The sequence below is a fragment of the Zhongshania sp. genome, from assembly GCF_029212375.1.
GTDB lineage: Bacteria > Pseudomonadota > Gammaproteobacteria > Pseudomonadales > Spongiibacteraceae > Spongiibacter.
On sequence record NZ_JARGNU010000012.1, the window covers coordinates 76,499 to 100,176 of the forward strand.

Below are 23,678 nucleotides of genomic sequence, written 5' to 3' on the forward strand. Positions count from 1 at the left end.
TACTAGCTATAAGTACTTCCTAGGAAGCACATACTCACATCTCACACAAATTGTTAAATAAAGGGATTGTTGAGCATGGCTGTTCACCGGAATTACTTATATGGAATCTTGGCTAGCACGCTCATATGGTCAAGCACCTCATTCGGTCAAACAAGCGATACTTTTGACGTTAATATTACTATCGAAGATAGTTGTGAGCTGACAACTCCAGCCACTGATATGAGCTTCGGTACGGTTCAACTGCTTAATACCGCATACACGGCGACGTCGACAGTATCTGTTACTTGCACCACTGATGCCGCTTACGACCTTGCGCTGGATCAAGGTGGAAACGACAGCGCTACAACACGTCGTATGGCCGACGTTGGCGCAACTAATTTTGTCAGTTATCGCCTATACAGTGATTCAGGGCACAGTGCTTTATGGGGCGATGGCACTACTTTTGGTAGTGTTAAGGCTGGTACCGGTACCGGCATCGAGCAGGATATAACGGTATATGGGCGCGTTGAAGCGGGCGACAACGCTACTACCCCGCCTGCGGGCACGTATTCTGATACAGTTACGGTTTCTGTAACTTTCTAAGTAATATATGGCCCCTTATTTATGCACCGTTTACTGTCTGCTGTTTGGTTCTCGTTGCGGTTACATCACTTCCTCGGGCTGATTCTTGCGCTGACAATTTTGCCAACATTCGCTGCCGGCTTAGGGGTTGCTCCTACGTTACTGGAGTTCACGCCCCAAGAGGTGGCTAAGGGTTTGACTTTGCGTAATTCCGGCACCACTGCATTGCGAGCACAAGTGCGAATTTTTAGGTGGCAGCAGCAGAATGGCAAGGATGTGCTCGCGCCCTCTGCGGCACTGGTAGCCAGTCCGCCATTTTTAAATATCGCCCCAGGCGGTCGGCAGATGGTACGAATTATCCAGCGCGGCGGAATAGCGCCAGACACGCTCGCCGGCGAACGCAGTTTTCGTATTTTAGTGGATGAATTACCGGCCCCGCCCGTTGACGAAACGGGGGTTAACAGCCTGGCCGGCGCACAACCGGGTCTTAATTTTTTGCTGCGTTTTTCTGTCCCAGTATTTATTGCTTCACCTTTAGATGGCGCGGGCGCCAAGCTCAGCTGGCGCTTGCAACATACTGAGGCAGGCTTGCAATTAGTAACGGACAATACCGGCGGTAGCCGCGCCCAGATTACAGATCTCAAACTGATGAGTAGCGAAGGTCGGGTACTCTACGAACATAAAGGCCTCGCAGGTTACGTGCTATCGGGGAATTCGCGGCTCTGGCCTTTCAGCTTGCCAAGCCGCGTGGCTACAGCGACGGAAATAAGGATGCAAGTCAATGGTCAGCCCACTCGGCACCCTTTGTCGCCAGCTGACATTACTGATTAGCTGCGCGCTGGCATCGGTTTGGGTTAGCGCTGACCTTTCCCCTACGCCTATTTTAACAACTGACGGCGGCATAATACTTCTCGACGGGCCTGTTATGCCTAGCAGCCAAGAGCCACTTTATCTTGAAGTGGTTCTCAATATGGTGCCCACTCGCTATATTCTGCAGGTGATGCCGCTTAATGGTTCCTTTTATGTACTGCCGCAGCATCTTGCCGTGATCGGTATAGCGTTGAGCAAGCCATCAGAGGAGCAGTACCTAGCACTAGATTCAATCCCCGATCTTAATTACCGCTACGACGTATCACAGCAACAATTGCACCTTACGGTCGCGTCTCATCTGCTCAATATGAGCCGACAGTCTTATCACAACGACCGTAGTCGTACACTTCAAGCACAGGCTAGTCTTGGTGCTCTACTCAATTACGATATGTACATGACGCTAGATGAGCGCGGTGAATACAGTCTCGCGGCTAGCACCGCCATGCGCGCCTTTGTTGCCAATAATGTAGTGGAGAATACCAGCTTATTACGGGCCGCCAGTAGTGGCGACAATGAAAGTTATACTCGCCTAGATACACATTGGACTTGGTCCTCTCAGGACGATCTAGTCACCGTAACAGCGGGAGACTTTGTCAGTGGCGGCCTGTCGTGGACCCGAGCGACGCGACTAGGCGGCGTCCAATTGCGACGTAATTTCGCTCTTCAGCCAGAATTGGTTACGCAACCGCTGCCTGCATTTTTTGGCGAGGCAGCGTTGCCCTCGCAAGTTGAGCTTTATGTAGAGGGCCTACGTCAATACAGTGGCGAGGTTTTACCCGGCGCCTATCGCATTGACAGTATTCCAACTATTAGTGGTTTGAGCGAAGCACAAATGGTGTTAACCGATGCTCTCGGGCGAACCACCGTGCAAGATTTTTCTTTCTACAGTTCGCCGCGCTTGCTGCAACAAGGACTAAGTGATTTTTCTTTAGAGGCAGGTAGTGTTCGCCAATTATACGGCACCGACTCGTTTAGCTATCGCGAGCATCTCGTCGCTAGCGCGAGCCTACGTCACGGCCTCAGTGATACTGTCACCCTAGAAAGCCACGCAGAAGGTGATGAGCAGCTAGCGGCAGGAGGCGTCGGGGCGCTATTTACATTGGGCAGCGTAGGGCTGTTTAGTGGTTCTTTGGCGCAGAGCGCGGGCCACCAAGCTGACGGCAGGCAACAAACCTTGGGATATAACTGGAGCCGTCTTGGCGTCACGGTTGATTACAGTTTGCAGCGTAGCGTTGGCAGTTATCGTGATATTGCATCTAGGGATGGTCGTCCACCGCCGCAGCGCACCGAGCGTCTATTACTAGGCCTTGGTTCCAGTAATAGTGGCCGAGTATCGCTAAACTACAGTCGTCTCGATAGGCTAGAAGAAGAGCCTTACCGAAGTATTGGCGCTAGCTACAGCAAACGCCTTTTTGCGGGGGTCACACTGTTTGTTAATGCTTCTCGTGAACTCGACAATAACAAGAGTTTCAGTCTGTATGCTGGACTGTCGGTGTCGTTGGGTAGCCGCGTGAATGGCGGCGTATCCGTCAACCACAGTCGCGCTGGCGACAGTCAGCAGGCAGCTTATCTTCGCCGCGGGGTATCTGCTGACGGTGGTGCTGGCTGGGGGCTGCAAATGCAGCGCACAGGGGGAATGGATTACGTGCAAGCCGATGCATTATACCGCGGTGATTACGCCCAAATTGGCGGCGGGGTTCGCTCGCTGCCCAGTGGTGAATCAGCCTTTGGCGACCTTAGTGGTTCATTTATCTGGATGGCCGACGCGCCGCAAAGTGTCTTCCCCGCCCGCGAGGTCAGTGACGGTTTTGCATTGGTCGCCACTAACGGCATTGCCGAGGTGCCGGTTCTATTGGAAAATCGTCCTATCGGTCGCACCAATAAGCACGGCTATTATTTACTAACAGGCTTGGGCGCCTACCGTGGCAACCAAGTGTCTATCGACCCCTTGCAATTGCCGAGTAGTATTCAATTCGAAAGGCAGAGTGTGCTCGCGGTACCTGCCGAACGCGCAGGGGTGCGTGTTGATTTCGGTATGCGCCGAGTGCGTGCCGTCTTGCTCACTCTTCATGATAGTAGTGGTAAAGCAATTCCTCTCGGCAGCCGTGTGTTGCAGGACGGAAACCCCCTTGCAATTGTGGGCCACGATGGTCAAGCCTATGTAGAGGATTTGCCCACGCACAATCCTGTTATCGTGGAGCGGTTAGGTGCTGGCAATTGTATTGTAGATATAGTGCTACCTGAGCAAATGGATGGCATTTCCGCCATCGGTCCATTGATCTGCCGAGAGCAACCATGACAGCACCCTATATAACGGCGGCCTTGCTCACAATACTTGCAGCTTTGCCGGCCTCAGTTCAGGCCGCCACAAGCTGCAGTGCGACCATGACCAATGTGGATTTCGGCGCGAGTGATCCCTTTACTGGCTGGAGCGGTGTTAGTGCCAGTATTAATTACCAATGCAATACAAGCGGCATAACCGCGCTCCAAACCGTAAAGCTTAGGCTCTGTTTTAGTATTGGCAGTGGAACCCAGGGCTCGGGGAGTACAATCCTGCCAAGGCGAATGACCAGTGCAGGCAGCGAGCTGCAGTTCAATCTATATCAAAATGCCGCGCATTCGGTGGTTTGGCCTGATACTCCAAGTTTGGTTAATCAGGTTGACCTGCAATATTCGGTGCCGCTATTGGGTGGTTCAGGAAGTGGCAGCATTACTGTTTATGGCAATGTTAATTCTAGCCAAAACACAGTCATCCCGGGCAATTACAGCAATAATTTCTCGGGTGTCGATGCTCAAATGCAATATCGAGGCAGTGTGGGGACGCTTTTCCCTCCATCCTTTCCTACAAGCTGCACCAGTGGTGGCTCATTTAGCGGTACTGGCAGCTTCCCTTTTGAGGTCAGCGCGATTGTGGTGGCGAGCTGCAATCCAGTTTTTTCTGTACAAAACATAAGCTTTGGCACACAGGGGATTCTCAGCGCGAATATAGATACCACAGCCATTATTGCACCGCAGTGCACCAACACCACGCCGTATCAAATTGGATTAGACAACGGTCAGAATGCTAACGGAAATACCCGCCGTATGCACAACGGAGCTGGTAAGTATGTAAGCTACGAGTTATATCGAGATGCCGCTCGGAGCCAGCGCTGGGGCGACACCCTTAACAGCGATACGCTTGCTGGCATCGGCACGGGTAGCGCCCAAGCTAAAAGTATTTACGCTCGTACGGCGCCACAGACCACGCCGTCGCAAGGTAGTTATAGCGATACAGTAACGGTAACGATTTACTATTAAAAATAGGGCGCAATTGCTTGGATTTCGCTTGGTAGTAAGTTGTTGATTTTTAAACAGGAAAGTAGTGGTGCCCAGAGACGGAATCGAACCGCCGACACGAGGATTTTCAATCCTATGCTCTAAAAACACACTTAAAAAAGTGATTCTTGCAATATTTATGAATACGCCAAATGACAATTTTTGTCGATACGCTGCGCAGCAGTCATAAGTTGATCCCCTGCTAGATGAGCATACCTGAGCACCATATCTAAGGTTTTCCACCCGCCGAGTTCCTGCAATTCATACAATGTTGTACCGTTTTGAACGTGCCAACTTGCCCACGTATGCCGCCAGTCATGCCAGCGAAAATCTTCAATTTTTGCCCTGTCTTTTGCTTTAGTCCATGCAGCAGTTGAGCAACGACCAACTGGTAAGCCCTTGTATACAAAAACAAATTTTTTATTTTGCCGGCGTTGATCGAATAAAACCGCGAGCGCAGAATCATTAAGCGGAACAGCGAAAGAGCGCCGCGACTTACTATCGGCCGCATTAACCCAAGCAAGACGCCGCTTTAAATCAACTTGATCCCACGATAAATAAGATACATTGGATTGACGTAAACCAGTCGCTAAACTGAATTTAGCCATTGCCGAAAGGTGCAACGGCAATTCAGAAATTAGCCGCCTTGCCTCATTTGGTTTAAGCCACCTAACGCGATGCTCAGGCTCAGGAAAGAACTTTATAGAGGGCACCCAGTGCACCCAGCGCCAATCATCTCGAGAAGCCCGCAAAATAGCCCTAATCAATGACAAATAGCGATTGGCAGTAGAAGAGCTGCTTTCTTGCTTCTTTAGATGCGAAACTCGAAGAATGATATCTTCATTAATATCTGATAAAAATAAGCCCGAAAAATGACCTTGTAACCATTCTAATTTCTGCAAATCATGAAGATGATCAGCTTTATGTGATGTAGTCATTACCCAACGATCAGCAGCATCATTCCAAGTTTTACCCGCAGAACGTCTAAAACCATGCTCAGAAAGCAACATTTCTATATCAAAAGCATTAGAAATCGAAAGACCTGACATTTACAAAATCCCTATAAAAACAGGATTATATATCGAGGAATGCTCCGCAGGCTCTCCGAGGGGCCTCCGGCGGCACTCGCCGTGTGGCAGGGGCGCATGGGGAAAAGCCCCATGCACCCCACCACACAAGTGTTATTAGTGAGTGTCGATCAATGGGCCGAGTCCTCAAAAAAAATGATAAGGCTATTTTTTTTTGCGGGCCGCACCAACCCATTGACGATATTAGAAAGGCGGTAATCGATTGCTATTGCAACATCAAAAATATAAAAATGATTTTAAAATATAAAAAACTTTTTAAGAATCCTAAATCATCATATAAATCAAATATTTAAAACAACAGCAGCCGGCACAACAATTTTATTCAATAAAAGATTGCTTTATAGCAACCGCACCCGCAAGGACTACAGAAAATAATTTGGGCTTATTAGGAATAATCAACCAGCCCTATCGGCCAGATAATCATCAACAGCACTAATCAGAGAACTACGATGAAAAATCACATTATCAAAACCTAAGGAAATACCAAATCTATAAGCGGCCTCGATACTGCTAAATAACCGCTGACCACCTCGCTGTTTTCTAACGCCAAGGTTAAGCCCATTACCGCGAAAATCCAACATAACAAAACCGATTACCGTTTTATCGTCATCATCAAAAAATATACGAGCATGACAAGAAGTAATCGCACCGGCAGAAACGAGATTTTCAATTTCTTTTTTTCCTAACTCAACTCTATCTAGCATTTTAGTATCTCCCTTTTGATGATGTATTCATTATACATCAAAACTAGGAAATTGATACATCATTTTAACACTTTTGATAAATTATTTTTATTTATTTACTATGGCGCAGTTTTAGCGATAGCTCCTTCGTCGCAAGCGCTAAAGCTGCGCCATAGTGTCATTATCTACTTTACCGAATTTATCAATAGGCCACGATCTCGCAATATGAGTAACGCCCTGTTTAGTAATATACAACCCCGAATCCCTATATGTGACTTGCCAACCCATATCCCGCAAACCTTGCACATTAAAAACTTCTTGTCGATGATAGCTATTATCTAATACGTCGATTTGCGCAAAAAATTTACTTTTATCTTGTGAAACAACGAGAGCCGATAAGCGCAATCTATTAGATTTTGCAAATTTATCAAAAATGTCTATCGGTGGAGGCTCAGCAGGTTCTGATGGAACCGAAACAGTTTCGATTTTTTCACGCTGAGGCTGAACAAGCTTGGGCGAAGTTTTAGGAATTTCAGCGACAACTGAAGAATTGGGCGTGAAAAAATCATACAGAAAAGAAACAGCAAAATATAAAACAACGATGACCGCAGGAACTGCAAACCTAATAGATTTATTATTAAGCACGTTCGCGCGCTTGTCTTTGTAAACGTCTTTGTTGTCAGTACCTTCAGTATGAGACTGATACAAACCAAAATATTTTTTATCGTATGACCTGTTACCCCCTGTCACCTTTTTAAATTTCTCGGGACTTGTGGCTTCGTAACATTCCCACCGATAACGTTTATCTAGTCCAACAGCCGAAAGCTTATTGAACGTAATTACTCGCTGAATTCTACGGCGCCACATTGGATGACAATCGCGACGATCCTGACCCATAAGCACAATATCCAGACCATCATGCCGGTGTTCTGAAATATAACGATTCCACTCTGTTGAGAGTTGTTGACGACCAGTAGGAAAAAGATTCTGAATTTCATCTATGATAATCAGAGCATCTTTGCCCGAATACTCCAAAAATAATTTTTTTTGTTGCTCAATATCATGATCGAACACGCAAATTAGCTTATCTTTCAAATCCAATTCTGGAATATGCAAAAGCTCAGAAAATTTTGCATGGTTAATACCTTCGATATTTGTAACAACCCTACGAGCGCGATCAAGCGCCGGCAATATGTGCATTGCGCATGCTTCATACGATTTACCCGAGCCTGGCAAGCCCTCATGGAATACGATCATTTACCAAATACCCAAAGTTAATACGCGACGAAGAAAACGAAAGGTAACCGCCCCACCGATAATAGCTAGCGCAGGTGGAAAGGACGACATAATTAAAAAATATGAAATGTCAGCCGGAATATAGTCAACAATTGAATAGTTAACAGTAAAAGCTGGCGGAGGCACTTTCTCGATAATTGATGCAATAGCACCCAAAAAACCATCTAATATATATTTTGGTAAATCAAGAAAAAACTGAATAAGTTCTAAAAATAAATTTACAATCCAGTCGCCAATTTCTCCAAACGACATTATGCAGCCCTCATGTGAACGCGATCCTACCAGCCATAAATAATGCACACGCCATCAAAACACCGCTGATTAGCCCCCACGGCATCATAGCGGAGCACCATTGATCAAAAGTGATATTGAATATCCACGTACTAAGCGCATAAGACGGACAGGAACCAGTTATGCTGACATTAAAAAAATTTTTCCAGCTTGAGCCTACCGCGGATTCGGAAACACGAAACTGGAAATTAGTTAAAATATTAGAGTATGTTAAGTCTTGACCATTGCCAGTTTGCCCAGCTTCATAAAAATCATTTTCCCCTAATTCACCCGAAGTACTTGGATCAGATGATCCACCACCGGTGTTTCCCGTTTGAGGAGCTGCAGGGCCAGCACCACCAGTGCCAGAATCACCGCTATTTGCAGGTGCCTCTGTACCGGCGCCGCCAGTGTTTACCGGCTTATTAGGGTCTTGAGTGTATGTGATCCCCTCGCCACCCCCACCAGATGCAACGCAAACATTATAAGTTTTTCCGTTAAGCGCAATTTTGCCGTATTGCGGCCGGTTATCTGGACAACCCTCAGCCGGCGAACCGTCTCCATTGACGGAATTATCAGGGTGGTTTGAATCAAGACAAACCCCAGCATTGTTATCAACCTCGCAATGCTCAGGCGAAGTTTCATCAGGATAATCATTTGGGGGAATAATATTGTCGTTTTCATCAAGATCGGCAACAGTGCCGGTATATGTACACCGAGTTGAAGGTGTACTCGAATCAAAATCAACAACGAGAGAACATTCTGCTAAACAATCGTCAGCATCTTTAATTAACGGGGCTTGATCTACTGATGTCCACACAGAAACACCAGATTTTGCTGCGCAATCATCAGCAGGAGGAGGAACGTATAAACAACTTGTGAATATCCAACTATACTGTGACGGCTGACCACCAACATCTTGCGCACATCTTGTACCTGTCCAAATCTTGGCCAAAGTTACCGTATAACAAGCTTGTTCTGGATTTTCAGCGCAAACACCTGTCGAATTGTCATGTACCCATTTATAACCGGCAAAAGCGGACGAAGCAAAAAAAAATAAGAAAATGGAGATAATACTACGCACCTTTAAACCCCACGATAATACCAACAGCAGTACCAATGCCGAGCAAAAAAGAGAAGGACATTAAAATCATTTAATCACCGCAAAGTTTTTTAAATAAATAAAAAACGGGGCCGAAGCCCCGACAAAAAGTGATTAGCCGCCGAACCAGCCAATAACTTTGTTGTATCCCCATTTAGCAACACCGGGGAGGATCTTAATTGCTGCGATCGCAGTAACCGCCGCGACGATGGTGGTGGCATCAATAGCCGATGTAACTGCTGTAAAATCCATAAAGGACTCCTTATTTAAAGTTGTCGGAGATAGCCCCCGAAGTGTGACCAGTAACGCACTGGTGAGCGATTTACCCCTAGAGGTGAATTCTAATAATTATTGTCGTCGCGAGTAGCGAAATTAATTAATTTCCCATACGCCCACGCTGACAAATAAGCAATTAGCGGTATCGTACAACCGGCCATGAATGCTGTTTGCAATTCGGCCTGATTGGGCGTTCCAAAAATAACGTCGAACCACTGGGACAGCGTACCCGTTGATAGGCTTTCGATTAGTTCAGCCTCGGAAACGTTGGCAATTGTTCCGCTACAACGAATGACCACACCCGCAAGAGTTTTAACCGTAGTGAATGAGCCATCATTGCATCCCAAATAGAAATCAGTCATTTTTTAAGCCTAAGACGCTGCAGCTAAATTACTTTTAGACAAAACAGCCATACTCATAATATCAAGCTTCCCATCATTACGAATGGACAATTCGGCATCGACAGTGCAAGGAAAGGCCCAAGAAAGAGCTTGAGTAACTAAAACTGCTGGAGCTTGCATTTCGACAACTTTAAAACCAGACGCCACATAATTTGCATCAGTGCCATATTGCGGCTGTAAAGTTGTGACAATCGCTATGTCGTATTGATTGCCGGTTTTCTTAGAAATACCTTGGCGACGAGATACGCCGCAAACAAACATTTTCTGTTTCATAATATTTACCTTTTTATGCAGCTACGAGTTGTGACCAATCTGAAACTTGTTGAGCTTCGATGATCCTTTGACGAAGCGCGACAACCTTCCCCGCGCTAATATCCGCGTCCCCCAAACCGGCAGAACGCAAAATTTTTAAATTCCGATACCAAGTCGTTTTGGTATAACAATCACGGGCCTTTTCCCAGCCTTGAGATTGAATCATTGCCCAACAACCATACGCAGCTTTACCTTGCCCATCGGTAGGAGCAACCTTTAAAATTTTAGTTTTCAAATCCGATTCATTAACCATGTCAGCGCCCCCTATCATGCGCTCGAAATATTCGCACCATTCGCGATTCAAATCCGCTGGCGTTAATTCACGCCAATCATTGCGGAGAAAAAATTCTCGTTTCAGAGATAACTCAAGCCTCAAAAGTGGCATAGCCGCTTGAATTTCTAAAGGGCTATATTGCCGGCCCGTATAATCTGGTTTTTTCATCATTTCAATAAGATGTGGGCCTTTTGAATATGCCTTGCCAGACCTCAATTTTGATCCGTGATTCCAATAACAAGTCTCGCCGCGCTGTTGGCTTATGCGATACCTACCACCCTCACAATTCCGCAAAATTTGGAGGCCTTGCAAAACTTCTTGATGGGAACCAAGCAATAAATTCGAGGTAACATCAACGCGAGATACGCGAAAAAGACTAGGATCAGGTAAAGCGCCGGCGCCGAGGTAATCAGTAACAAAAGCAATCATACGAGTAACACAACCCATCAAATCAAGAGCCCTTGACGCACCGGAACCGAAAACAGCGCAACCGTCGCCCATGATCCGAGCAGGACTGCCTTGTATCCATAAGTCTGATGTGCAACGAACAGAAATCTGATGGCTATCCGAGCGTATAGAATCCCAAGCCTGAACCTCATAGCGAACTTCACCAGTTATTGGGCAATACCTCACAACACGATCTCCCAATTGAACGGCAGCGGCGCGAACAGACTCTGAACAATCTTCTAGGGAAATACGAGATGTCACCCAATCAATTAGCATGGTTTTTAGCCCAAGAATCTGCTGCTTTTTTGATCAATTTTGGGCTGTGAGTCCCACCCATGGGACTAAGTGGCGGTGTTACAGGGGCCGCCACTGAAAACCCGTGCCGCATTTCGGCCATGATACGATCTGAGGATTGAGACAAAGCCGCTAAATCATCCATACGAGTCAAATGCTCAAGGCGGTAATGCTCGCAAGGGGCAACACAGCCGCCAAAGCTCAAACACTGTTTAGCAGCCTTGGCGTCCTGATGACGATGTAACTCAGCACGAAAAGACCGCATGCGTTCTAAGCCGATCCAGAAATGATAATCACGAACATGCTGAGAATAGGGGGTGCCAAAATCTATTGGCCGGCCAACGTCATCAAGCCAATATGGCCTACTCATGGAGATTGACGCCTTCGTTATTGCAAATGGGGCAGAGACAGCTATCGGAAAACCACGAAAGCCCGCACCAAGGACAACGATAAGAGAATTGCATTAGCTAAGAACCTCACCTATGCAACCAACGCCCGACGAGCGATCGGTAAAATCCATGATCCGCAAAAATGACCAAAGCAAGACCAGTAAAAATATTAAAACAATGAGAAAGGGTGAAAACGCGGAAGGAGGCACGAAATAGACCGCCAGAGGACAGAGAACGAAAAACCAGAGGTCAAGGAACCATTTTTTTTGCGTCATGCCTAAGACCGTGTAAGTAGTGAAATACAGTGTTAGTCGCAAGATACATTGCATAAAATAAAGTTGTCAAGCAGAATATGTATCTAGCGACATACAGAGGCAGAAAAAATGGATAGTTACACGCTAATACAAGCAGTAAAAACAAAGCTGAACCTGCCGAGCGATAACCAAGCAGCAGCAAAAATAGGCATTACCCGAGCAACGGTGAGCAATCACAAAACCGGAAGAATAAAGACTCTTAATGACGCACAGTGTCTAAAAGTCGCAGAAATACTAGAATTGCCACCAGAAACCGTTATTGCAGACCAAAACGCAGAAGGGGCAAAAAGCCCAGAGGTGAAAAAGTTTTGGGAAGGATTCGGGAAAAAACTGATAATTAAAATGGTGCCCAGAGACGGAATCGAACCGCCGACACGAGGATTTTCAATCCTATGCTCTAAAAACACACTTAAAAAAGTGATTCTTGCAATATTTATGAATACGCCAAATGACAATTTTTGTCGATACGCTGCGCAGCAGTCATAAGTTGATCCCCTGCTAGATGAGCATACCTGAGCACCATATCTAAGGTTTTCCACCCGCCGAGTTCCTGCAATTCATACAATGTTGTACCGTTTTGAACGTGCCAACTTGCCCACGTATGCCGCCAGTCATGCCAGCGAAAATCTTCAATTTTTGCCCTGTCTTTTGCTTTAGTCCATGCAGCAGTTGAGCAACGACCAACTGGTAAGCCCTTGTATACAAAAACAAATTTTTTATTTTGCCGGCGTTGATCGAATAAAACCGCGAGCGCAGAATCATTAAGCGGAACAGCGAAAGAGCGCCGCGACTTACTATCGGCCGCATTAACCCAAGCAAGACGCCGCTTTAAATCAACTTGATCCCACGATAAATAAGATACATTGGATTGACGTAAACCAGTCGCTAAACTGAATTTAGCCATTGCCGAAAGGTGCAACGGCAATTCAGAAATTAGCCGCCTTGCCTCATTTGGTTTAAGCCACCTAACGCGATGCTCAGGCTCAGGAAAGAACTTTATAGAGGGCACCCAGTGCACCCAGCGCCAATCATCTCGAGAAGCCCGCAAAATAGCCCTAATCAATGACAAATAGCGATTGGCAGTAGAAGAGCTGCTTTCTTGCTTCTTTAGATGCGAAACTCGAAGAATGATATCTTCATTAATATCTGATAAAAATAAGCCCGAAAAATGACCTTGTAACCATTCTAATTTCTGCAAATCATGAAGATGATCAGCTTTATGTGATGTAGTCATTACCCAACGATCAGCAGCATCATTCCAAGTTTTACCCGCAGAACGTCTAAAACCATGCTCAGAAAGCAACATTTCTATATCAAAAGCATTAGAAATCGAAAGACCTGACATTTACAAAATCCCTATAAAAACAGGATTATATATCGAGGAATGCTCCGCAGGCTCTCCGAGGGGCCTCCGGCGGCACTCGCCGTGTGGCAGGGGCGCATGGGGAAAAGCCCCATGCACCCCACCACACAAGTGTTATTAGTGAGTGTCGATCAATGGGCCGAGTCCTCAAAAAAAATGATAAGGCTATTTTTTTTTGCGGGCCGCACCAACCCATTGACGATATTAGAAAGGCGGTAATCGATTGCTATTGCAACATCAAAAATATAAAAATGATTTTAAAATATAAAAAACTTTTTAAGAATCCTAAATCATCATATAAATCAAATATTTAAAACAACAGCAGCCGGCACAACAATTTTATTCAATAAAAGATTGCTTTATAGCAACCGCACCCGCAAGGACTACAGAAAATAATTTGGGCTTATTAGGAATAATCAACCAGCCCTATCGGCCAGATAATCATCAACAGCACTAATCAGAGAACTACGATGAAAAATCACATTATCAAAACCTAAGGAAATACCAAATCTATAAGCGGCCTCGATACTGCTAAATAACCGCTGACCACCTCGCTGTTTTCTAACGCCAAGGTTAAGCCCATTACCGCGAAAATCCAACATAACAAAACCGATTACCGTTTTATCGTCATCATCAAAAAATATACGAGCATGACAAGAAGTAATCGCACCGGCAGAAACGAGATTTTCAATTTCTTTTTTTCCTAACTCAACTCTATCTAGCATTTTAGTATCTCCCTTTTGATGATGTATTCATTATACATCAAAACTAGGAAATTGATACATCATTTTAACACTTTTGATAAATTATTTTTATTTATTTACTATGGCGCAGTTTTAGCGATAGCTCCTTCGTCGCAAGCGCTAAAGCTGCGCCATAGTGTCATTATCTACTTTACCGAATTTATCAATAGGCCACGATCTCGCAATATGAGTAACGCCCTGTTTAGTAATATACAACCCCGAATCCCTATATGTGACTTGCCAACCCATATCCCGCAAACCTTGCACATTAAAAACTTCTTGTCGATGATAGCTATTATCTAATACGTCGATTTGCGCAAAAAATTTACTTTTATCTTGTGAAACAACGAGAGCCGATAAGCGCAATCTATTAGATTTTGCAAATTTATCAAAAATGTCTATCGGTGGAGGCTCAGCAGGTTCTGATGGAACCGAAACAGTTTCGATTTTTTCACGCTGAGGCTGAACAAGCTTGGGCGAAGTTTTAGGAATTTCAGCGACAACTGAAGAATTGGGCGTGAAAAAATCATACAGAAAAGAAACAGCAAAATATAAAACAACGATGACCGCAGGAACTGCAAACCTAATAGATTTATTATTAAGCACGTTCGCGCGCTTGTCTTTGTAAACGTCTTTGTTGTCAGTACCTTCAGTATGAGACTGATACAAACCAAAATATTTTTTATCGTATGACCTGTTACCCCCTGTCACCTTTTTAAATTTCTCGGGACTTGTGGCTTCGTAACATTCCCACCGATAACGTTTATCTAGTCCAACAGCCGAAAGCTTATTGAACGTAATTACTCGCTGAATTCTACGGCGCCACATTGGATGACAATCGCGACGATCCTGACCCATAAGCACAATATCCAGACCATCATGCCGGTGTTCTGAAATATAACGATTCCACTCTGTTGAGAGTTGTTGACGACCAGTAGGAAAAAGATTCTGAATTTCATCTATGATAATCAGAGCATCTTTGCCCGAATACTCCAAAAATAATTTTTTTTGTTGCTCAATATCATGATCGAACACGCAAATTAGCTTATCTTTCAAATCCAATTCTGGAATATGCAAAAGCTCAGAAAATTTTGCATGGTTAATACCTTCGATATTTGTAACAACCCTACGAGCGCGATCAAGCGCCGGCAATATGTGCATTGCGCATGCTTCATACGATTTACCCGAGCCTGGCAAGCCCTCATGGAATACGATCATTTACCAAATACCCAAAGTTAATACGCGACGAAGAAAACGAAAGGTAACCGCCCCACCGATAATAGCTAGCGCAGGTGGAAAGGACGACATAATTAAAAAATATGAAATGTCAGCCGGAATATAGTCAACAATTGAATAGTTAACAGTAAAAGCTGGCGGAGGCACTTTCTCGATAATTGATGCAATAGCACCCAAAAAACCATCTAATATATATTTTGGTAAATCAAGAAAAAACTGAATAAGTTCTAAAAATAAATTTACAATCCAGTCGCCAATTTCTCCAAACGACATTATGCAGCCCTCATGTGAACGCGATCCTACCAGCCATAAATAATGCACACGCCATCAAAACACCGCTGATTAGCCCCCACGGCATCATAGCGGAGCACCATTGATCAAAAGTGATATTGAATATCCACGTACTAAGCGCATAAGACGGACAGGAACCAGTTATGCTGACATTAAAAAAATTTTTCCAGCTTGAGCCTACCGCGGATTCGGAAACACGAAACTGGAAATTAGTTAAAATATTAGAGTATGTTAAGTCTTGACCATTGCCAGTTTGCCCAGCTTCATAAAAATCATTTTCCCCTAATTCACCCGAAGTACTTGGATCAGATGATCCACCACCGGTGTTTCCCGTTTGAGGAGCTGCAGGGCCAGCACCACCAGTGCCAGAATCACCGCTATTTGCAGGTGCCTCTGTACCGGCGCCGCCAGTGTTTACCGGCTTATTAGGGTCTTGAGTGTATGTGATCCCCTCGCCACCCCCACCAGATGCAACGCAAACATTATAAGTTTTTCCGTTAAGCGCAATTTTGCCGTATTGCGGCCGGTTATCTGGACAACCCTCAGCCGGCGAACCGTCTCCATTGACGGAATTATCAGGGTGGTTTGAATCAAGACAAACCCCAGCATTGTTATCAACCTCGCAATGCTCAGGCGAAGTTTCATCAGGATAATCATTTGGGGGAATAATATTGTCGTTTTCATCAAGATCGGCAACAGTGCCGGTATATGTACACCGAGTTGAAGGTGTACTCGAATCAAAATCAACAACGAGAGAACATTCTGCTAAACAATCGTCAGCATCTTTAATTAACGGGGCTTGATCTACTGATGTCCACACAGAAACACCAGATTTTGCTGCGCAATCATCAGCAGGAGGAGGAACGTATAAACAACTTGTGAATATCCAACTATACTGTGACGGCTGACCACCAACATCTTGCGCACATCTTGTACCTGTCCAAATCTTGGCCAAAGTTACCGTATAACAAGCTTGTTCTGGATTTTCAGCGCAAACACCTGTCGAATTGTCATGTACCCATTTATAACCGGCAAAAGCGGACGAAGCAAAAAAAAATAAGAAAATGGAGATAATACTACGCACCTTTAAACCCCACGATAATACCAACAGCAGTACCAATGCCGAGCAAAAAAGAGAAGGACATTAAAATCATTTAATCACCGCAAAGTTTTTTAAATAAATAAAAAACGGGGCCGAAGCCCCGACAAAAAGTGATTAGCCGCCGAACCAGCCAATAACTTTGTTGTATCCCCATTTAGCAACACCGGGGAGGATCTTAATTGCTGCGATCGCAGTAACCGCCGCGACGATGGTGGTGGCATCAATAGCCGATGTAACTGCTGTAAAATCCATAAAGGACTCCTTATTTAAAGTTGTCGGAGATAGCCCCCGAAGTGTGACCAGTAACGCACTGGTGAGCGATTTACCCCTAGAGGTGAATTCTAATAATTATTGTCGTCGCGAGTAGCGAAATTAATTAATTTCCCATACGCCCACGCTGACAAATAAGCAATTAGCGGTATCGTACAACCGGCCATGAATGCTGTTTGCAATTCGGCCTGATTGGGCGTTCCAAAAATAACGTCGAACCACTGGGACAGCGTACCCGTTGATAGGCTTTCGATTAGTTCAGCCTCGGAAACGTTGGCAATTGTTCCGCTACAACGAATGACCACACCCGCAAGAGTTTTAACCGTAGTGAATGAGCCATCATTGCATCCCAAATAGAAATCAGTCATTTTTTAAGCCTAAGACGCTGCAGCTAAATTACTTTTAGACAAAACAGCCATACTCATAATATCAAGCTTCCCATCATTACGAATGGACAATTCGGCATCGACAGTGCAAGGAAAGGCCCAAGAAAGAGCTTGAGTAACTAAAACTGCTGGAGCTTGCATTTCGACAACTTTAAAACCAGACGCCACATAATTTGCATCAGTGCCATATTGCGGCTGTAAAGTTGTGACAATCGCTATGTCGTATTGATTGCCGGTTTTCTTAGAAATACCTTGGCGACGAGATACGCCGCAAACAAACATTTTCTGTTTCATAATATTTACCTTTTTATGCAGCTACGAGTTGTGACCAATCTGAAACTTGTTGAGCTTCGATGATCCTTTGACGAAGCGCGACAACCTTCCCCGCGCTAATATCCGCGTCCCCCAAACCGGCAGAACGCAAAATTTTTAAATTCCGATACCAAGTCGTTTTGGTATAACAATCACGGGCCTTTTCCCAGCCTTGAGATTGAATCATTGCCCAACAACCATACGCAGCTTTACCTTGCCCATCGGTAGGAGCAACCTTTAAAATTTTAGTTTTCAAATCCGATTCATTAACCATGTCAGCGCCCCCTATCATGCGCTCGAAATATTCGCACCATTCGCGATTCAAATCCGCTGGCGTTAATTCACGCCAATCATTGCGGAGAAAAAATTCTCGTTTCAGAGATAACTCAAGCCTCAAAAGTGGCATAGCCGCTTGAATTTCTAAAGGGCTATATTGCCGGCCCGTATAATCTGGTTTTTTCATCATTTCAATAAGATGTGGGCCTTTTGAATATGCCTTGCCAGACCTCAATTTTGATCCGTGATTCCAATAACAAGTCTCGCCGCGCTGTTGGCTTATGCGATACCTACCACCCTCACAATTCCGCAAAATTTGGAGGCCTTGCAAAACTTCTTGATGGGAACCAAGCAATAAATTCGAGGTAACATCAACGCGAGATACGCGAAAAAGACTAGGATCAGGTAAAGCGCCGGCGCCGAGGTAATCAGTAACAAAAGCAATCATACGAGTAACACAACCCATCAAATCAAGAGCCCTTGACGCACCGGAACCGAAAACAGCGCAACCGTCGCCCATGATCCGAGCAGGACTGCCTTGTATCCATAAGTCTGATGTGCAACGAACAGAAATCTGATGGCTATCCGAGCGTATAGAATCCCAAGCCTGAACCTCATAGCGAACTTCACCAGTTATTGGGCAATACCTCACAACACGATCTCCCAATTGAACGGCAGCGGCGCGAACAGACTCTGAACAATCTTCTAGGGAAATACGAGATGTCACCCAATCAATTAGCATGGTTTTTAGCCCAAGAATCTGCTGCTTTTTTGATCAATTTTGGGCTGTGAGTCCCACCCATGGGACTAAGTGGCGGTGTTACAGGGGCCGCCACTGAAAACCCGTGCCGCATTTCGGCCATGATACGATCTGAGGATTGAGACAAAGCCGCTAAATCATCCATACGAGTCAAATGCTCAAGGCGGTAATGCTCGCAAGGGGCAACACAGCCGCCAAAGCTCAAACACTGTTTAGCAGCCTTGGCGTCCTGATGACGATGTAACTCAGCACGAAAAGACCGCATGCGTTCTAAGCCGATCCAGAAATGATAATCACGAACATGCTGAGAATAGGGGGTGCCAAAATCTATTGGCCGGCCAACGTCATCAAGCCAATATGGCCTACTCATGGAGATTGACGCCTTCGTTATTGCAAATGGGGCAGAGACAGCTATCGGAAAACCACGAAAGCCCGCACCAAGGACAACGATAAGAGAATTGCATTAGCTAAGAACCTCACCTATGCAACCAACGCCCGACGAGCGATCGGTAAAATCCATGATCCGCAAAAATGACCAAAGCAAGACCAGTAAAAATATTAAAACAATGAGAAAGGGTGAAAACGCGGAAGGAGGCACGAAATAGACCGCCAGAGGACAGAGAACGAAAAACCAGAGGTCAAGGAACCATTTTTTTTGCGTCATGCCTAAGACCGTGTAAGTAGTGAAATACAGTGTTAGTCGCAAGATACATTGCATAAAATAAAGTTGTCAAGCAGAATATGTATCTAGCGACATACAGAGGCAGAAAAAATGGATAGTTACACGCTAATACAAGCAGTAAAAACAAAGCTGAACCTGCCGAGCGATAACCAAGCAGCAGCAAAAATAGGCATTACCCGAGCAACGGTGAGCAATCACAAAACCGGAAGAATAAAGACTCTTAATGACGCACAGTGTCTAAAAGTCGCAGAAATACTAGAATTGCCACCAGAAACCGTTATTGCAGACCAAAACGCAGAAGGGGCAAAAAGCCCAGAGGTGAAAAAGTTTTGGGAAGGATTCGGGAAAAAACTGATAATTAAAATGGTGCCCAGAGACGGAATCGAACCGCCGACACGAGGATTTTCAATCCTCTGCTCTACCGACTGAGCTATCTGGGCATATTTGAGAGCTTTGGCTGCTTCTCAGAAGGCGCGTATTAAACCTGTTCCTAATCTGCGAGTCAAGCCCCAAACGCAATGACTTATTCGCTGGGTGGAACGTAGCCTTCTGCTTTTTCATATTCTTCGCCGGAAAGAAATTTTTCCATCTCGGCTTGCAAGAATTTTCGCGATGCTGGATCCATCATGCTCAGGTGTTTTTCGTTGATGAGCATGGTTTGGTGGGCGTGCCATTCTTCCCAGGCTTTTTTAGAGACGTTCTCGAAAATATCCTGGCCTTTTGGGCCTGGGTAGGGGGCTTTGTCTAGGCCTTCGAGGTCTTGCTGATATTTTTTGCAGAATACGGTGCGGGTCATGCGCTGTGTTTCCTTAGTAAATCTTGGCTGAATACGGCGTCGAGCAATTTTTTGACGGGTGCCGCCAAGCCGACTTGCTGATTGCTGTGCCCCTTATACCAGAGCATCTCGCGAGGTTCCATGGTGGTGCTGATATCGGCCTTGAGTTTGATGTGCAGTGGCGTGATATCTAAATGAAAATGGCTGAAGGTGTGGCGCATATTTGGCCAAGTCTGAATGTGGCCTTTGGCGTTGAGGGTGTTGTCTAAATAATGCTTGGCGGCGTCAACGTCGATGGCCTCGGGTAGGCTCCATAAGCCGCCCCATATGCCGCTATTGGGGCGTTGTTCTAGCAGAATTTCACCGGTGGGGTTTTCAATGATGAGCAGGTGAATCTCGCGAACGGGCGTTATTTTCTTTGGTTTTTTGCCAGGGTAATTAGTTTGGTTGCCGGCGGCATAGGCTGCGCAGCCAGATTGCACTGGGCACTCTGGGCATTTGGGTTTGCTGCGGGTGCAGAGTGTGGCGCCGAGATCCATGATGGCTTGGGTGTAGTCGGCCACGCGCTTGTTAGGGGTGAGGTCTTCGGCGAGGAGCCATAATTGGCCCTCGATGTCTTTCAGTCCTGGCCAGCCGTCGATAGCGGCGTAGCGGCTAAGTACGCGCTTTACGTTGCCGTCTAATATTGGCGCGCGGCCGCCAATAGCAATGGAGTAAATGGCCGCGGCGGTGGAACGACCAATTCCTGGTAGGGTTTGGATGGTTTCGGGATCGTTAGGAAATACCCCGCCAAAGTCTTCGCAAATCATTTTGGCGGCTTTGTGTAAATTGCGGGCGCGGGCGTAGTAGCCAAGACCTGTCCATAGCGCGAGCACTTCATCGTTGGCCGCGAGTGCAAGGCTTACTAGGTCAGGAAAGCGCGCCATAAATCGCTGGTAATAGGGGATTACCGTGCTGACTTGGGTTTGTTGCAGCATGATTTCCGACACCCAAACTCGGTAGGGGCTAATGTCTTGCTGCCAAGGCAGGTCTTTGCGGCCGGCAATATCAAACCATTGCAGCAATTGCTGACTGAATGTGGTTTTACTCATGCGTCGGGGCGATGCCACTGCCAGATGGTGTTGTTGGCGCTGAACCCCAGCTCAGAGAATAAGTTAATCAGCTCTGGGCCTTTGCGCAAATCTGCTGAAATGCACTTTAGGTCGGGAGGGAGTTGCTTCATGGCTTGGATGATTAATTGCCGAGCAACCCCGCGCCGGCGGGTCACTTCCCGCACAGAGAGCTGTGCGAGCTGGTAGTCGCCACCGAATATGGGGGTGAGGGTGCATGCGGCCAGCAGGCGGCCATTAAAGCGACCGCCAAACAAGATTAGCTTGCCAGCGGCGGCCTCGGCGACCAGCTTGGCGCTGCTACCAGGATAGAGTATTTCCAGATCGCTGCTGTCTTGTTGGTCTGGATTAGTGATGATTTCTGCGTATACGGGCATTTATGACGTTTCTGCTTGGTGTAATACGGTTCGGGATTTTTTATAATACCTCATTGTAAGCAAATAACCGATGAGGCGTCGATGAACGAGCGCAAAGCTACGATCAGCCGTAATACCCTAGAGACGCAGATTACTGTGACCGTTAATCTAGATGGTACGGGTAAATCCCATTTTGAAACGGGTGTGCCGTTTCTTGACCATATGATGGATCAAATCGCCCGTCACGGTTTAATTGACCTAGACGTTCACGCGGTAGGGGATTTGCATATCGACGCTCATCACACCGTTGAAGACATTGGCATCACCATGGGCCAAGCCTTTGCCGAGGCGGTTGGCGACAAAAAAGGCATTACTCGCTACGGCCACGCCTATGTGCCGCTAGACGAGGCTTTGTCGCGGGTGGTGATCGACTTCTCTGGTCGCGCCGGTCTGGAATATCATGTGCCCTATACCCGTGGCAGCGTTGGCGGCTTTGATGTGGATTTATTCTCTGAGTTTTTCCACGGCTTTGTTAATCACGCCAAGGTAACCCTGCATATCGATAACTTGCGCGGCAAAAACACCCATCATCAGGCCGAAACCGTGTTTAAAGCCTTTGGCCGCGCGCTGCGCATGGCCTTGCAGGCAGATGAGCGGATGGCGGGCATTACGCCTTCTACCAAGGGTAGTCTCTAGGATTTTTCAATATGAGTAAGTCTTCCGTTGCCGTAATCGATTACGGCATGGGTAATTTGCACTCGGTGGCCAGCGCCCTCGAGAAGGTTGGCGATGGCGTTAAGGTCATTGTTACCGATTGCCCTGACACAATTTTAAGCGCCGATCGGGTGATTTTTCCCGGTGTGGGCGCGATTCGCGATTGCATGGCAGAGCTTAAATCCCGTGGCTTAGACGAGGTAATTCAGGAAGTTGCGGCGCAAAAGCCATTACTTGGGATTTGCCTTGGTATGCAAGCATTGCTGGAAACCAGTGAAGAGAATGGCGGCGTTGAGTGCTTAGACGTATTGCCTGGCGCTGTTAAGTTCTTTGGCAGTGATCTGCGCGATGCAGCAGGTGGGCGTCTTAAGGTTCCGCACATGGGTTGGAATAATGTTATTCAGACCATTGAGCACCCGCTGTGGGCGGGTATTCCCGACGCCAGCCGTTTCTATTTTGTGCACAGCTATTACGTTGACGCGCCAGAGTTTGTGGCGGGCAGCTGCGACTACGGCGTGCAAGTACATGCGGCGCTGGCCTGCGACAATGTGTTTGCCGTGCAATTTCACCCCGAAAAAAGCGGTGATATGGGCCTGCGTTTGCTGAGCAATTTTTTGAACTGGGATCGTCCTGCGGCCTTCTTCCCAGTAACTGACTAATTTTAAGGTTTCACTATGCTGATTATTCCCGCGATTGATTTAAAAGACGGCCACTGTGTGCGCCTGCGTCAGGGCGAAATGGATGATGCTACTGTTTATGGCAGCGATCCCGTTGAAATGGCGGCGCGTTGGGTAAAGGAAGGCTGCCGTCGTCTGCATTTGGTCGATCTGAACGGCGCCTTTGAAGGCAAGCCCATGAATGGCGAGGCGGTTAGCGCCATTGCCAAGGCCTACCCCAATTTGCCAATTCAAATTGGCGGCGGTATTCGCTCGCTGCACACCATTGAGCAGTATTTGGATGCCGGTGTGAATTACGTGATTATCGGCACCAAGGCGGTTAAAGAGCCTAAGTTTGTTGCCGAGGCCTGTAAGGCTTTTCCTGGTTCGGTGATTGTTGGTTTAGACGCCAAAGACGGCTTAGTGGCTACCGATGGTTGGGCGGAGGTTTCTACCTTATTGGCCACCGAGCTGGCTAAGCGCTTTGAACAAGACGGCGTGGATTCCATTGTTTATACCGACATTGCCCGCGACGGGATGATGCAGGGTGTGAACATTGATGCGACGGTTGCGATGGCCAAAGCTTCCGGCTTGCCAGTGATTGCCTCTGGCGGCGTGACCAATATGGATGATATTCGCGCCTTACAAGAAGTTGCGGATGCCGGTATTCTCGGCGCTATTACTGGTCGCGCAATTTACGAAGGTCAGCTCGATTTGCGCGAAGCGCAAAGCTATTGCGACGGCAAGGCTTAAAC

Annotated in this window: 31 protein-coding genes and 1 tRNA gene; 8 read left to right on the forward strand and 24 right to left on the reverse strand. The window is 46.4% G+C overall.

All coding sequences use genetic code 11. The features are described 5' to 3' along the window. Positions 1-75 precede the first annotated feature (75 nt). From P1U47_RS12945 to P1U47_RS12960, 4 genes are read left to right on the forward strand one after another with little or no spacing between them, the layout of a single operon-like run. Complete coding sequence (locus P1U47_RS12945) at positions 76-582, forward strand: spore coat U domain-containing protein (RefSeq protein WP_301029453.1); 507 nt, start codon at positions 76-78, stop codon at positions 580-582. 21 nt (positions 583-603) lie between these two features. Further along, the gene (locus tag P1U47_RS12950) at positions 604-1,392 is read left to right on the forward strand and encodes a molecular chaperone (RefSeq protein ID WP_301029455.1); all 789 of its coding nucleotides are present in this window, start codon (positions 604-606) and stop codon (positions 1,390-1,392) included. After that, a complete protein-coding gene (locus P1U47_RS12955; RefSeq protein WP_301029456.1) occupies positions 1,343-3,730 on the forward strand; it encodes a fimbria/pilus outer membrane usher protein in 2,388 nt (795 codons plus the stop codon). The genes P1U47_RS12950 and P1U47_RS12955 overlap by 50 nt, the downstream gene beginning before the upstream one ends. Next, the gene (locus P1U47_RS12960) at positions 3,727-4,728 is read left to right on the forward strand and encodes a spore coat protein U domain-containing protein (protein WP_301029457.1); all 1,002 of its coding nucleotides are present in this window, start codon (positions 3,727-3,729) and stop codon (positions 4,726-4,728) included. Before P1U47_RS12955 ends, P1U47_RS12960 begins: the two co-directional genes overlap by 4 nt. 155 nt (positions 4,729-4,883) lie before the next feature. On the opposite strand, the gene P1U47_RS12965 is transcribed toward P1U47_RS12960, so the two are convergent. From P1U47_RS12965 to P1U47_RS13010, 10 genes are all read right to left on the reverse strand, one after another. After that, entirely contained in the window at positions 4,884-5,795 is a 912-nt protein-coding gene (locus P1U47_RS12965; protein WP_301029458.1) for a site-specific integrase, read from the reverse strand. Positions 5,796-6,229: 434 nt separating this feature from the next. Further along, on the reverse strand, positions 6,230-6,538 hold the full coding sequence (locus tag P1U47_RS12970; protein ID WP_301029459.1) for a hypothetical protein: 309 nt from the start codon (positions 6,536-6,538) through the stop codon (positions 6,230-6,232). A 138-nt stretch (positions 6,539-6,676) separates the two neighbouring features. Next, complete coding sequence (locus P1U47_RS12975; protein WP_301029460.1) at positions 6,677-7,774, reverse strand: zonular occludens toxin domain-containing protein; 1,098 nt, start codon at positions 7,772-7,774, stop codon at positions 6,677-6,679. Then, complete coding sequence (locus tag P1U47_RS12980) at positions 7,775-8,065, reverse strand: DUF2523 family protein (RefSeq protein WP_301029461.1); 291 nt, start codon at positions 8,063-8,065, stop codon at positions 7,775-7,777. Positions 8,066-8,075: 10 nt separating this feature from the next. Then, positions 8,076-9,167, reverse strand: a complete 1,092-nt coding sequence (locus tag P1U47_RS12985; protein ID WP_301029462.1) for a hypothetical protein — start codon at positions 9,165-9,167, stop codon at positions 8,076-8,078. Between the two features lie 132 nt (positions 9,168-9,299). After that, positions 9,300-9,437, reverse strand: coding sequence for a hypothetical protein (locus P1U47_RS12990; protein WP_301029463.1), 138 nt, complete (start codon positions 9,435-9,437; stop codon positions 9,300-9,302). A gap of 89 nt (positions 9,438-9,526) precedes the next feature. Further along, positions 9,527-9,823: a hypothetical protein gene (locus P1U47_RS12995; RefSeq protein WP_301029464.1), complete on the reverse strand. Its 297-nt coding sequence runs from the start codon at positions 9,821-9,823 to the stop codon at positions 9,527-9,529. Between the two features lie 9 nt (positions 9,824-9,832). Beyond that, entirely contained in the window at positions 9,833-10,135 is a 303-nt protein-coding gene (locus P1U47_RS13000; protein WP_301029465.1) for a hypothetical protein, read from the reverse strand. Between the two features lie 13 nt (positions 10,136-10,148). After that, on the reverse strand, positions 10,149-11,171 hold the full coding sequence (locus P1U47_RS13005; RefSeq protein ID WP_301029466.1) for a phage/plasmid replication protein, II/X family: 1,023 nt from the start codon (positions 11,169-11,171) through the stop codon (positions 10,149-10,151). After that, a complete protein-coding gene (locus P1U47_RS13010) occupies positions 11,161-11,559 on the reverse strand; it encodes a hypothetical protein (RefSeq protein ID WP_301029467.1) in 399 nt (132 codons plus the stop codon). The genes P1U47_RS13005 and P1U47_RS13010 overlap by 11 nt, the downstream gene beginning before the upstream one ends. Before the next feature lie 402 nt (positions 11,560-11,961). Between P1U47_RS13010 and P1U47_RS13015 the strand changes: the two genes are divergently transcribed. Continuing rightward, positions 11,962-12,378, forward strand: coding sequence for a hypothetical protein (locus P1U47_RS13015; RefSeq protein WP_301029469.1), 417 nt, complete (start codon positions 11,962-11,964; stop codon positions 12,376-12,378). Here the strand turns inward: P1U47_RS13015 and P1U47_RS13020 are convergent. The 14 genes from P1U47_RS13020 to P1U47_RS13085 all read right to left on the reverse strand — a co-directional run bounded on the left by P1U47_RS13020 (position 12,326) and on the right by P1U47_RS13085 (position 21,574). Next, a complete protein-coding gene (locus P1U47_RS13020) occupies positions 12,326-13,237 on the reverse strand; it encodes a site-specific integrase (protein ID WP_301029458.1) in 912 nt (303 codons plus the stop codon). The genes P1U47_RS13015 and P1U47_RS13020 overlap by 53 nt on opposite strands. Positions 13,238-13,671: 434 nt before the next feature. Next, a complete protein-coding gene (locus P1U47_RS13025; protein ID WP_301029459.1) occupies positions 13,672-13,980 on the reverse strand; it encodes a hypothetical protein in 309 nt (102 codons plus the stop codon). A 138-nt stretch (positions 13,981-14,118) separates the two neighbouring features. Continuing rightward, a complete protein-coding gene (locus tag P1U47_RS13030; protein ID WP_301029460.1) occupies positions 14,119-15,216 on the reverse strand; it encodes a zonular occludens toxin domain-containing protein in 1,098 nt (365 codons plus the stop codon). Further along, positions 15,217-15,507, reverse strand: a complete 291-nt coding sequence (locus P1U47_RS13035) for a DUF2523 family protein (RefSeq protein ID WP_301029461.1) — start codon at positions 15,505-15,507, stop codon at positions 15,217-15,219. Between the two features lie 10 nt (positions 15,508-15,517). Next, complete coding sequence (locus tag P1U47_RS13040) at positions 15,518-16,609, reverse strand: hypothetical protein (RefSeq protein ID WP_301029462.1); 1,092 nt, start codon at positions 16,607-16,609, stop codon at positions 15,518-15,520. A 132-nt stretch (positions 16,610-16,741) separates the two neighbouring features. Then, complete coding sequence (locus P1U47_RS13045) at positions 16,742-16,879, reverse strand: hypothetical protein (RefSeq protein ID WP_301029463.1); 138 nt, start codon at positions 16,877-16,879, stop codon at positions 16,742-16,744. Positions 16,880-16,968: 89 nt separating this feature from the next. Then, positions 16,969-17,265 carry a hypothetical protein gene (locus P1U47_RS13050; RefSeq protein ID WP_301029464.1) on the reverse strand — a complete coding sequence of 99 codons (297 nt, stop codon included), beginning with the start codon at positions 17,263-17,265 and terminating at the stop codon, positions 16,969-16,971. Positions 17,266-17,274: 9 nt separating this feature from the next. Next, positions 17,275-17,577: a hypothetical protein gene (locus P1U47_RS13055; RefSeq protein ID WP_301029465.1), complete on the reverse strand. Its 303-nt coding sequence runs from the start codon at positions 17,575-17,577 to the stop codon at positions 17,275-17,277. Positions 17,578-17,590: 13 nt separating this feature from the next. Further along, a complete protein-coding gene (locus P1U47_RS13060; protein WP_301029466.1) occupies positions 17,591-18,613 on the reverse strand; it encodes a phage/plasmid replication protein, II/X family in 1,023 nt (340 codons plus the stop codon). Next, positions 18,603-19,001 (reverse strand): hypothetical protein, encoded by a 399-nt coding sequence (locus P1U47_RS13065; protein ID WP_301029467.1) that lies wholly within the window; start codon positions 18,999-19,001, stop codon positions 18,603-18,605. Before P1U47_RS13065 ends, P1U47_RS13060 begins: the two co-directional genes overlap by 11 nt. A gap of 676 nt (positions 19,002-19,677) precedes the next feature. Then, positions 19,678-19,753, reverse strand: a tRNA-Phe gene (locus P1U47_RS13070). An 83-nt stretch (positions 19,754-19,836) separates the two neighbouring features. Further along, positions 19,837-20,109: an oxidative damage protection protein gene (locus P1U47_RS13075; protein ID WP_301029470.1), complete on the reverse strand. Its 273-nt coding sequence runs from the start codon at positions 20,107-20,109 to the stop codon at positions 19,837-19,839. Continuing rightward, the gene (mutY, locus tag P1U47_RS13080; protein WP_301029471.1) at positions 20,106-21,179 is read right to left on the reverse strand and encodes an A/G-specific adenine glycosylase; all 1,074 of its coding nucleotides are present in this window, start codon (positions 21,177-21,179) and stop codon (positions 20,106-20,108) included. Before mutY ends, P1U47_RS13075 begins: the two co-directional genes overlap by 4 nt. Then, on the reverse strand, positions 21,176-21,574 hold the full coding sequence (locus P1U47_RS13085; RefSeq protein WP_301029473.1) for an acetyl-CoA sensor PanZ family protein: 399 nt from the start codon (positions 21,572-21,574) through the stop codon (positions 21,176-21,178). The genes mutY and P1U47_RS13085 overlap by 4 nt, the downstream gene beginning before the upstream one ends. An 81-nt stretch (positions 21,575-21,655) precedes the next feature. Between P1U47_RS13085 and hisB the strand changes: the two genes are divergently transcribed. The 3 genes from hisB to hisA are packed head-to-tail and all read left to right on the forward strand — an operon-like array spanning position 21,656 to position 23,676. Next, positions 21,656-22,249 carry an imidazoleglycerol-phosphate dehydratase HisB gene (gene hisB / locus P1U47_RS13090; protein WP_301029475.1) on the forward strand — a complete coding sequence of 198 codons (594 nt, stop codon included), beginning with the start codon at positions 21,656-21,658 and terminating at the stop codon, positions 22,247-22,249. A gap of 11 nt (positions 22,250-22,260) precedes the next feature. Beyond that, on the forward strand, positions 22,261-22,926 hold the full coding sequence (gene hisH / locus P1U47_RS13095; protein ID WP_301029477.1) for an imidazole glycerol phosphate synthase subunit HisH: 666 nt from the start codon (positions 22,261-22,263) through the stop codon (positions 22,924-22,926). Between the two features lie 15 nt (positions 22,927-22,941). Then, positions 22,942-23,676: a 1-(5-phosphoribosyl)-5-[(5-phosphoribosylamino)methylideneamino]imidazole-4-carboxamide isomerase gene (gene hisA, locus P1U47_RS13100; protein WP_301029479.1), complete on the forward strand. Its 735-nt coding sequence runs from the start codon at positions 22,942-22,944 to the stop codon at positions 23,674-23,676. Positions 23,677-23,678 lie beyond the last annotated feature (2 nt).

What these genes read in the sequence shown, in the direction of transcription:
- P1U47_RS12975 (WP_301029460.1), bottom strand. Translation starts at nt 7,774, where the DNA reads ATGATCGTATTCCATGAGGGCTTGCCAGGCTCGGGTAAATCGTATGAA.
- P1U47_RS13050 (WP_301029464.1), bottom strand. Translation starts at nt 17,265, where the DNA reads ATGACTGATTTCTATTTGGGATGCAATGATGGCTCATTCACTACGGTT.
- hisH (WP_301029477.1), top strand. Translation starts at nt 22,261, where the DNA reads ATGAGTAAGTCTTCCGTTGCCGTAATCGATTACGGCATGGGTAATTTG.
- P1U47_RS12950 (WP_301029455.1), top strand. Translation starts at nt 604, where the DNA reads ATGCACCGTTTACTGTCTGCTGTTTGGTTCTCGTTGCGGTTACATCAC.
- P1U47_RS12995 (WP_301029464.1), bottom strand. Translation starts at nt 9,823, where the DNA reads ATGACTGATTTCTATTTGGGATGCAATGATGGCTCATTCACTACGGTT.
- P1U47_RS13030 (WP_301029460.1), bottom strand. Translation starts at nt 15,216, where the DNA reads ATGATCGTATTCCATGAGGGCTTGCCAGGCTCGGGTAAATCGTATGAA.
- P1U47_RS12960 (WP_301029457.1), top strand. Translation starts at nt 3,727, where the DNA reads ATGACAGCACCCTATATAACGGCGGCCTTGCTCACAATACTTGCAGCT.
- hisA (WP_301029479.1), top strand. Translation starts at nt 22,942, where the DNA reads ATGCTGATTATTCCCGCGATTGATTTAAAAGACGGCCACTGTGTGCGC.
- P1U47_RS13075 (WP_301029470.1), bottom strand. Translation starts at nt 20,109, where the DNA reads ATGACCCGCACCGTATTCTGCAAAAAATATCAGCAAGACCTCGAAGGC.
- P1U47_RS13020 (WP_301029458.1), bottom strand. Translation starts at nt 13,237, where the DNA reads ATGTCAGGTCTTTCGATTTCTAATGCTTTTGATATAGAAATGTTGCTT.
- P1U47_RS13060 (WP_301029466.1), bottom strand. Translation starts at nt 18,613, where the DNA reads ATGCTAATTGATTGGGTGACATCTCGTATTTCCCTAGAAGATTGTTCA.
- hisB (WP_301029475.1), top strand. Translation starts at nt 21,656, where the DNA reads ATGAACGAGCGCAAAGCTACGATCAGCCGTAATACCCTAGAGACGCAG.
- P1U47_RS12970 (WP_301029459.1), bottom strand. Translation starts at nt 6,538, where the DNA reads ATGCTAGATAGAGTTGAGTTAGGAAAAAAAGAAATTGAAAATCTCGTT.
- P1U47_RS12945 (WP_301029453.1), top strand. Translation starts at nt 76, where the DNA reads ATGGCTGTTCACCGGAATTACTTATATGGAATCTTGGCTAGCACGCTC.
- P1U47_RS12980 (WP_301029461.1), bottom strand. Translation starts at nt 8,065, where the DNA reads ATGTCGTTTGGAGAAATTGGCGACTGGATTGTAAATTTATTTTTAGAA.
- P1U47_RS12990 (WP_301029463.1), bottom strand. Translation starts at nt 9,437, where the DNA reads ATGGATTTTACAGCAGTTACATCGGCTATTGATGCCACCACCATCGTC.
- P1U47_RS13045 (WP_301029463.1), bottom strand. Translation starts at nt 16,879, where the DNA reads ATGGATTTTACAGCAGTTACATCGGCTATTGATGCCACCACCATCGTC.
- P1U47_RS13065 (WP_301029467.1), bottom strand. Translation starts at nt 19,001, where the DNA reads ATGAGTAGGCCATATTGGCTTGATGACGTTGGCCGGCCAATAGATTTT.
- P1U47_RS13055 (WP_301029465.1), bottom strand. Translation starts at nt 17,577, where the DNA reads ATGAAACAGAAAATGTTTGTTTGCGGCGTATCTCGTCGCCAAGGTATT.
- P1U47_RS13035 (WP_301029461.1), bottom strand. Translation starts at nt 15,507, where the DNA reads ATGTCGTTTGGAGAAATTGGCGACTGGATTGTAAATTTATTTTTAGAA.
- P1U47_RS13005 (WP_301029466.1), bottom strand. Translation starts at nt 11,171, where the DNA reads ATGCTAATTGATTGGGTGACATCTCGTATTTCCCTAGAAGATTGTTCA.
- P1U47_RS13015 (WP_301029469.1), top strand. Translation starts at nt 11,962, where the DNA reads ATGGATAGTTACACGCTAATACAAGCAGTAAAAACAAAGCTGAACCTG.
- mutY (WP_301029471.1), bottom strand. Translation starts at nt 21,179, where the DNA reads ATGAGTAAAACCACATTCAGTCAGCAATTGCTGCAATGGTTTGATATT.
- P1U47_RS13010 (WP_301029467.1), bottom strand. Translation starts at nt 11,559, where the DNA reads ATGAGTAGGCCATATTGGCTTGATGACGTTGGCCGGCCAATAGATTTT.
- P1U47_RS12965 (WP_301029458.1), bottom strand. Translation starts at nt 5,795, where the DNA reads ATGTCAGGTCTTTCGATTTCTAATGCTTTTGATATAGAAATGTTGCTT.
- P1U47_RS13000 (WP_301029465.1), bottom strand. Translation starts at nt 10,135, where the DNA reads ATGAAACAGAAAATGTTTGTTTGCGGCGTATCTCGTCGCCAAGGTATT.
- P1U47_RS12955 (WP_301029456.1), top strand. Translation starts at nt 1,343, where the DNA reads ATGGTCAGCCCACTCGGCACCCTTTGTCGCCAGCTGACATTACTGATT.
- P1U47_RS13085 (WP_301029473.1), bottom strand. Translation starts at nt 21,574, where the DNA reads ATGCCCGTATACGCAGAAATCATCACTAATCCAGACCAACAAGACAGC.
- P1U47_RS13025 (WP_301029459.1), bottom strand. Translation starts at nt 13,980, where the DNA reads ATGCTAGATAGAGTTGAGTTAGGAAAAAAAGAAATTGAAAATCTCGTT.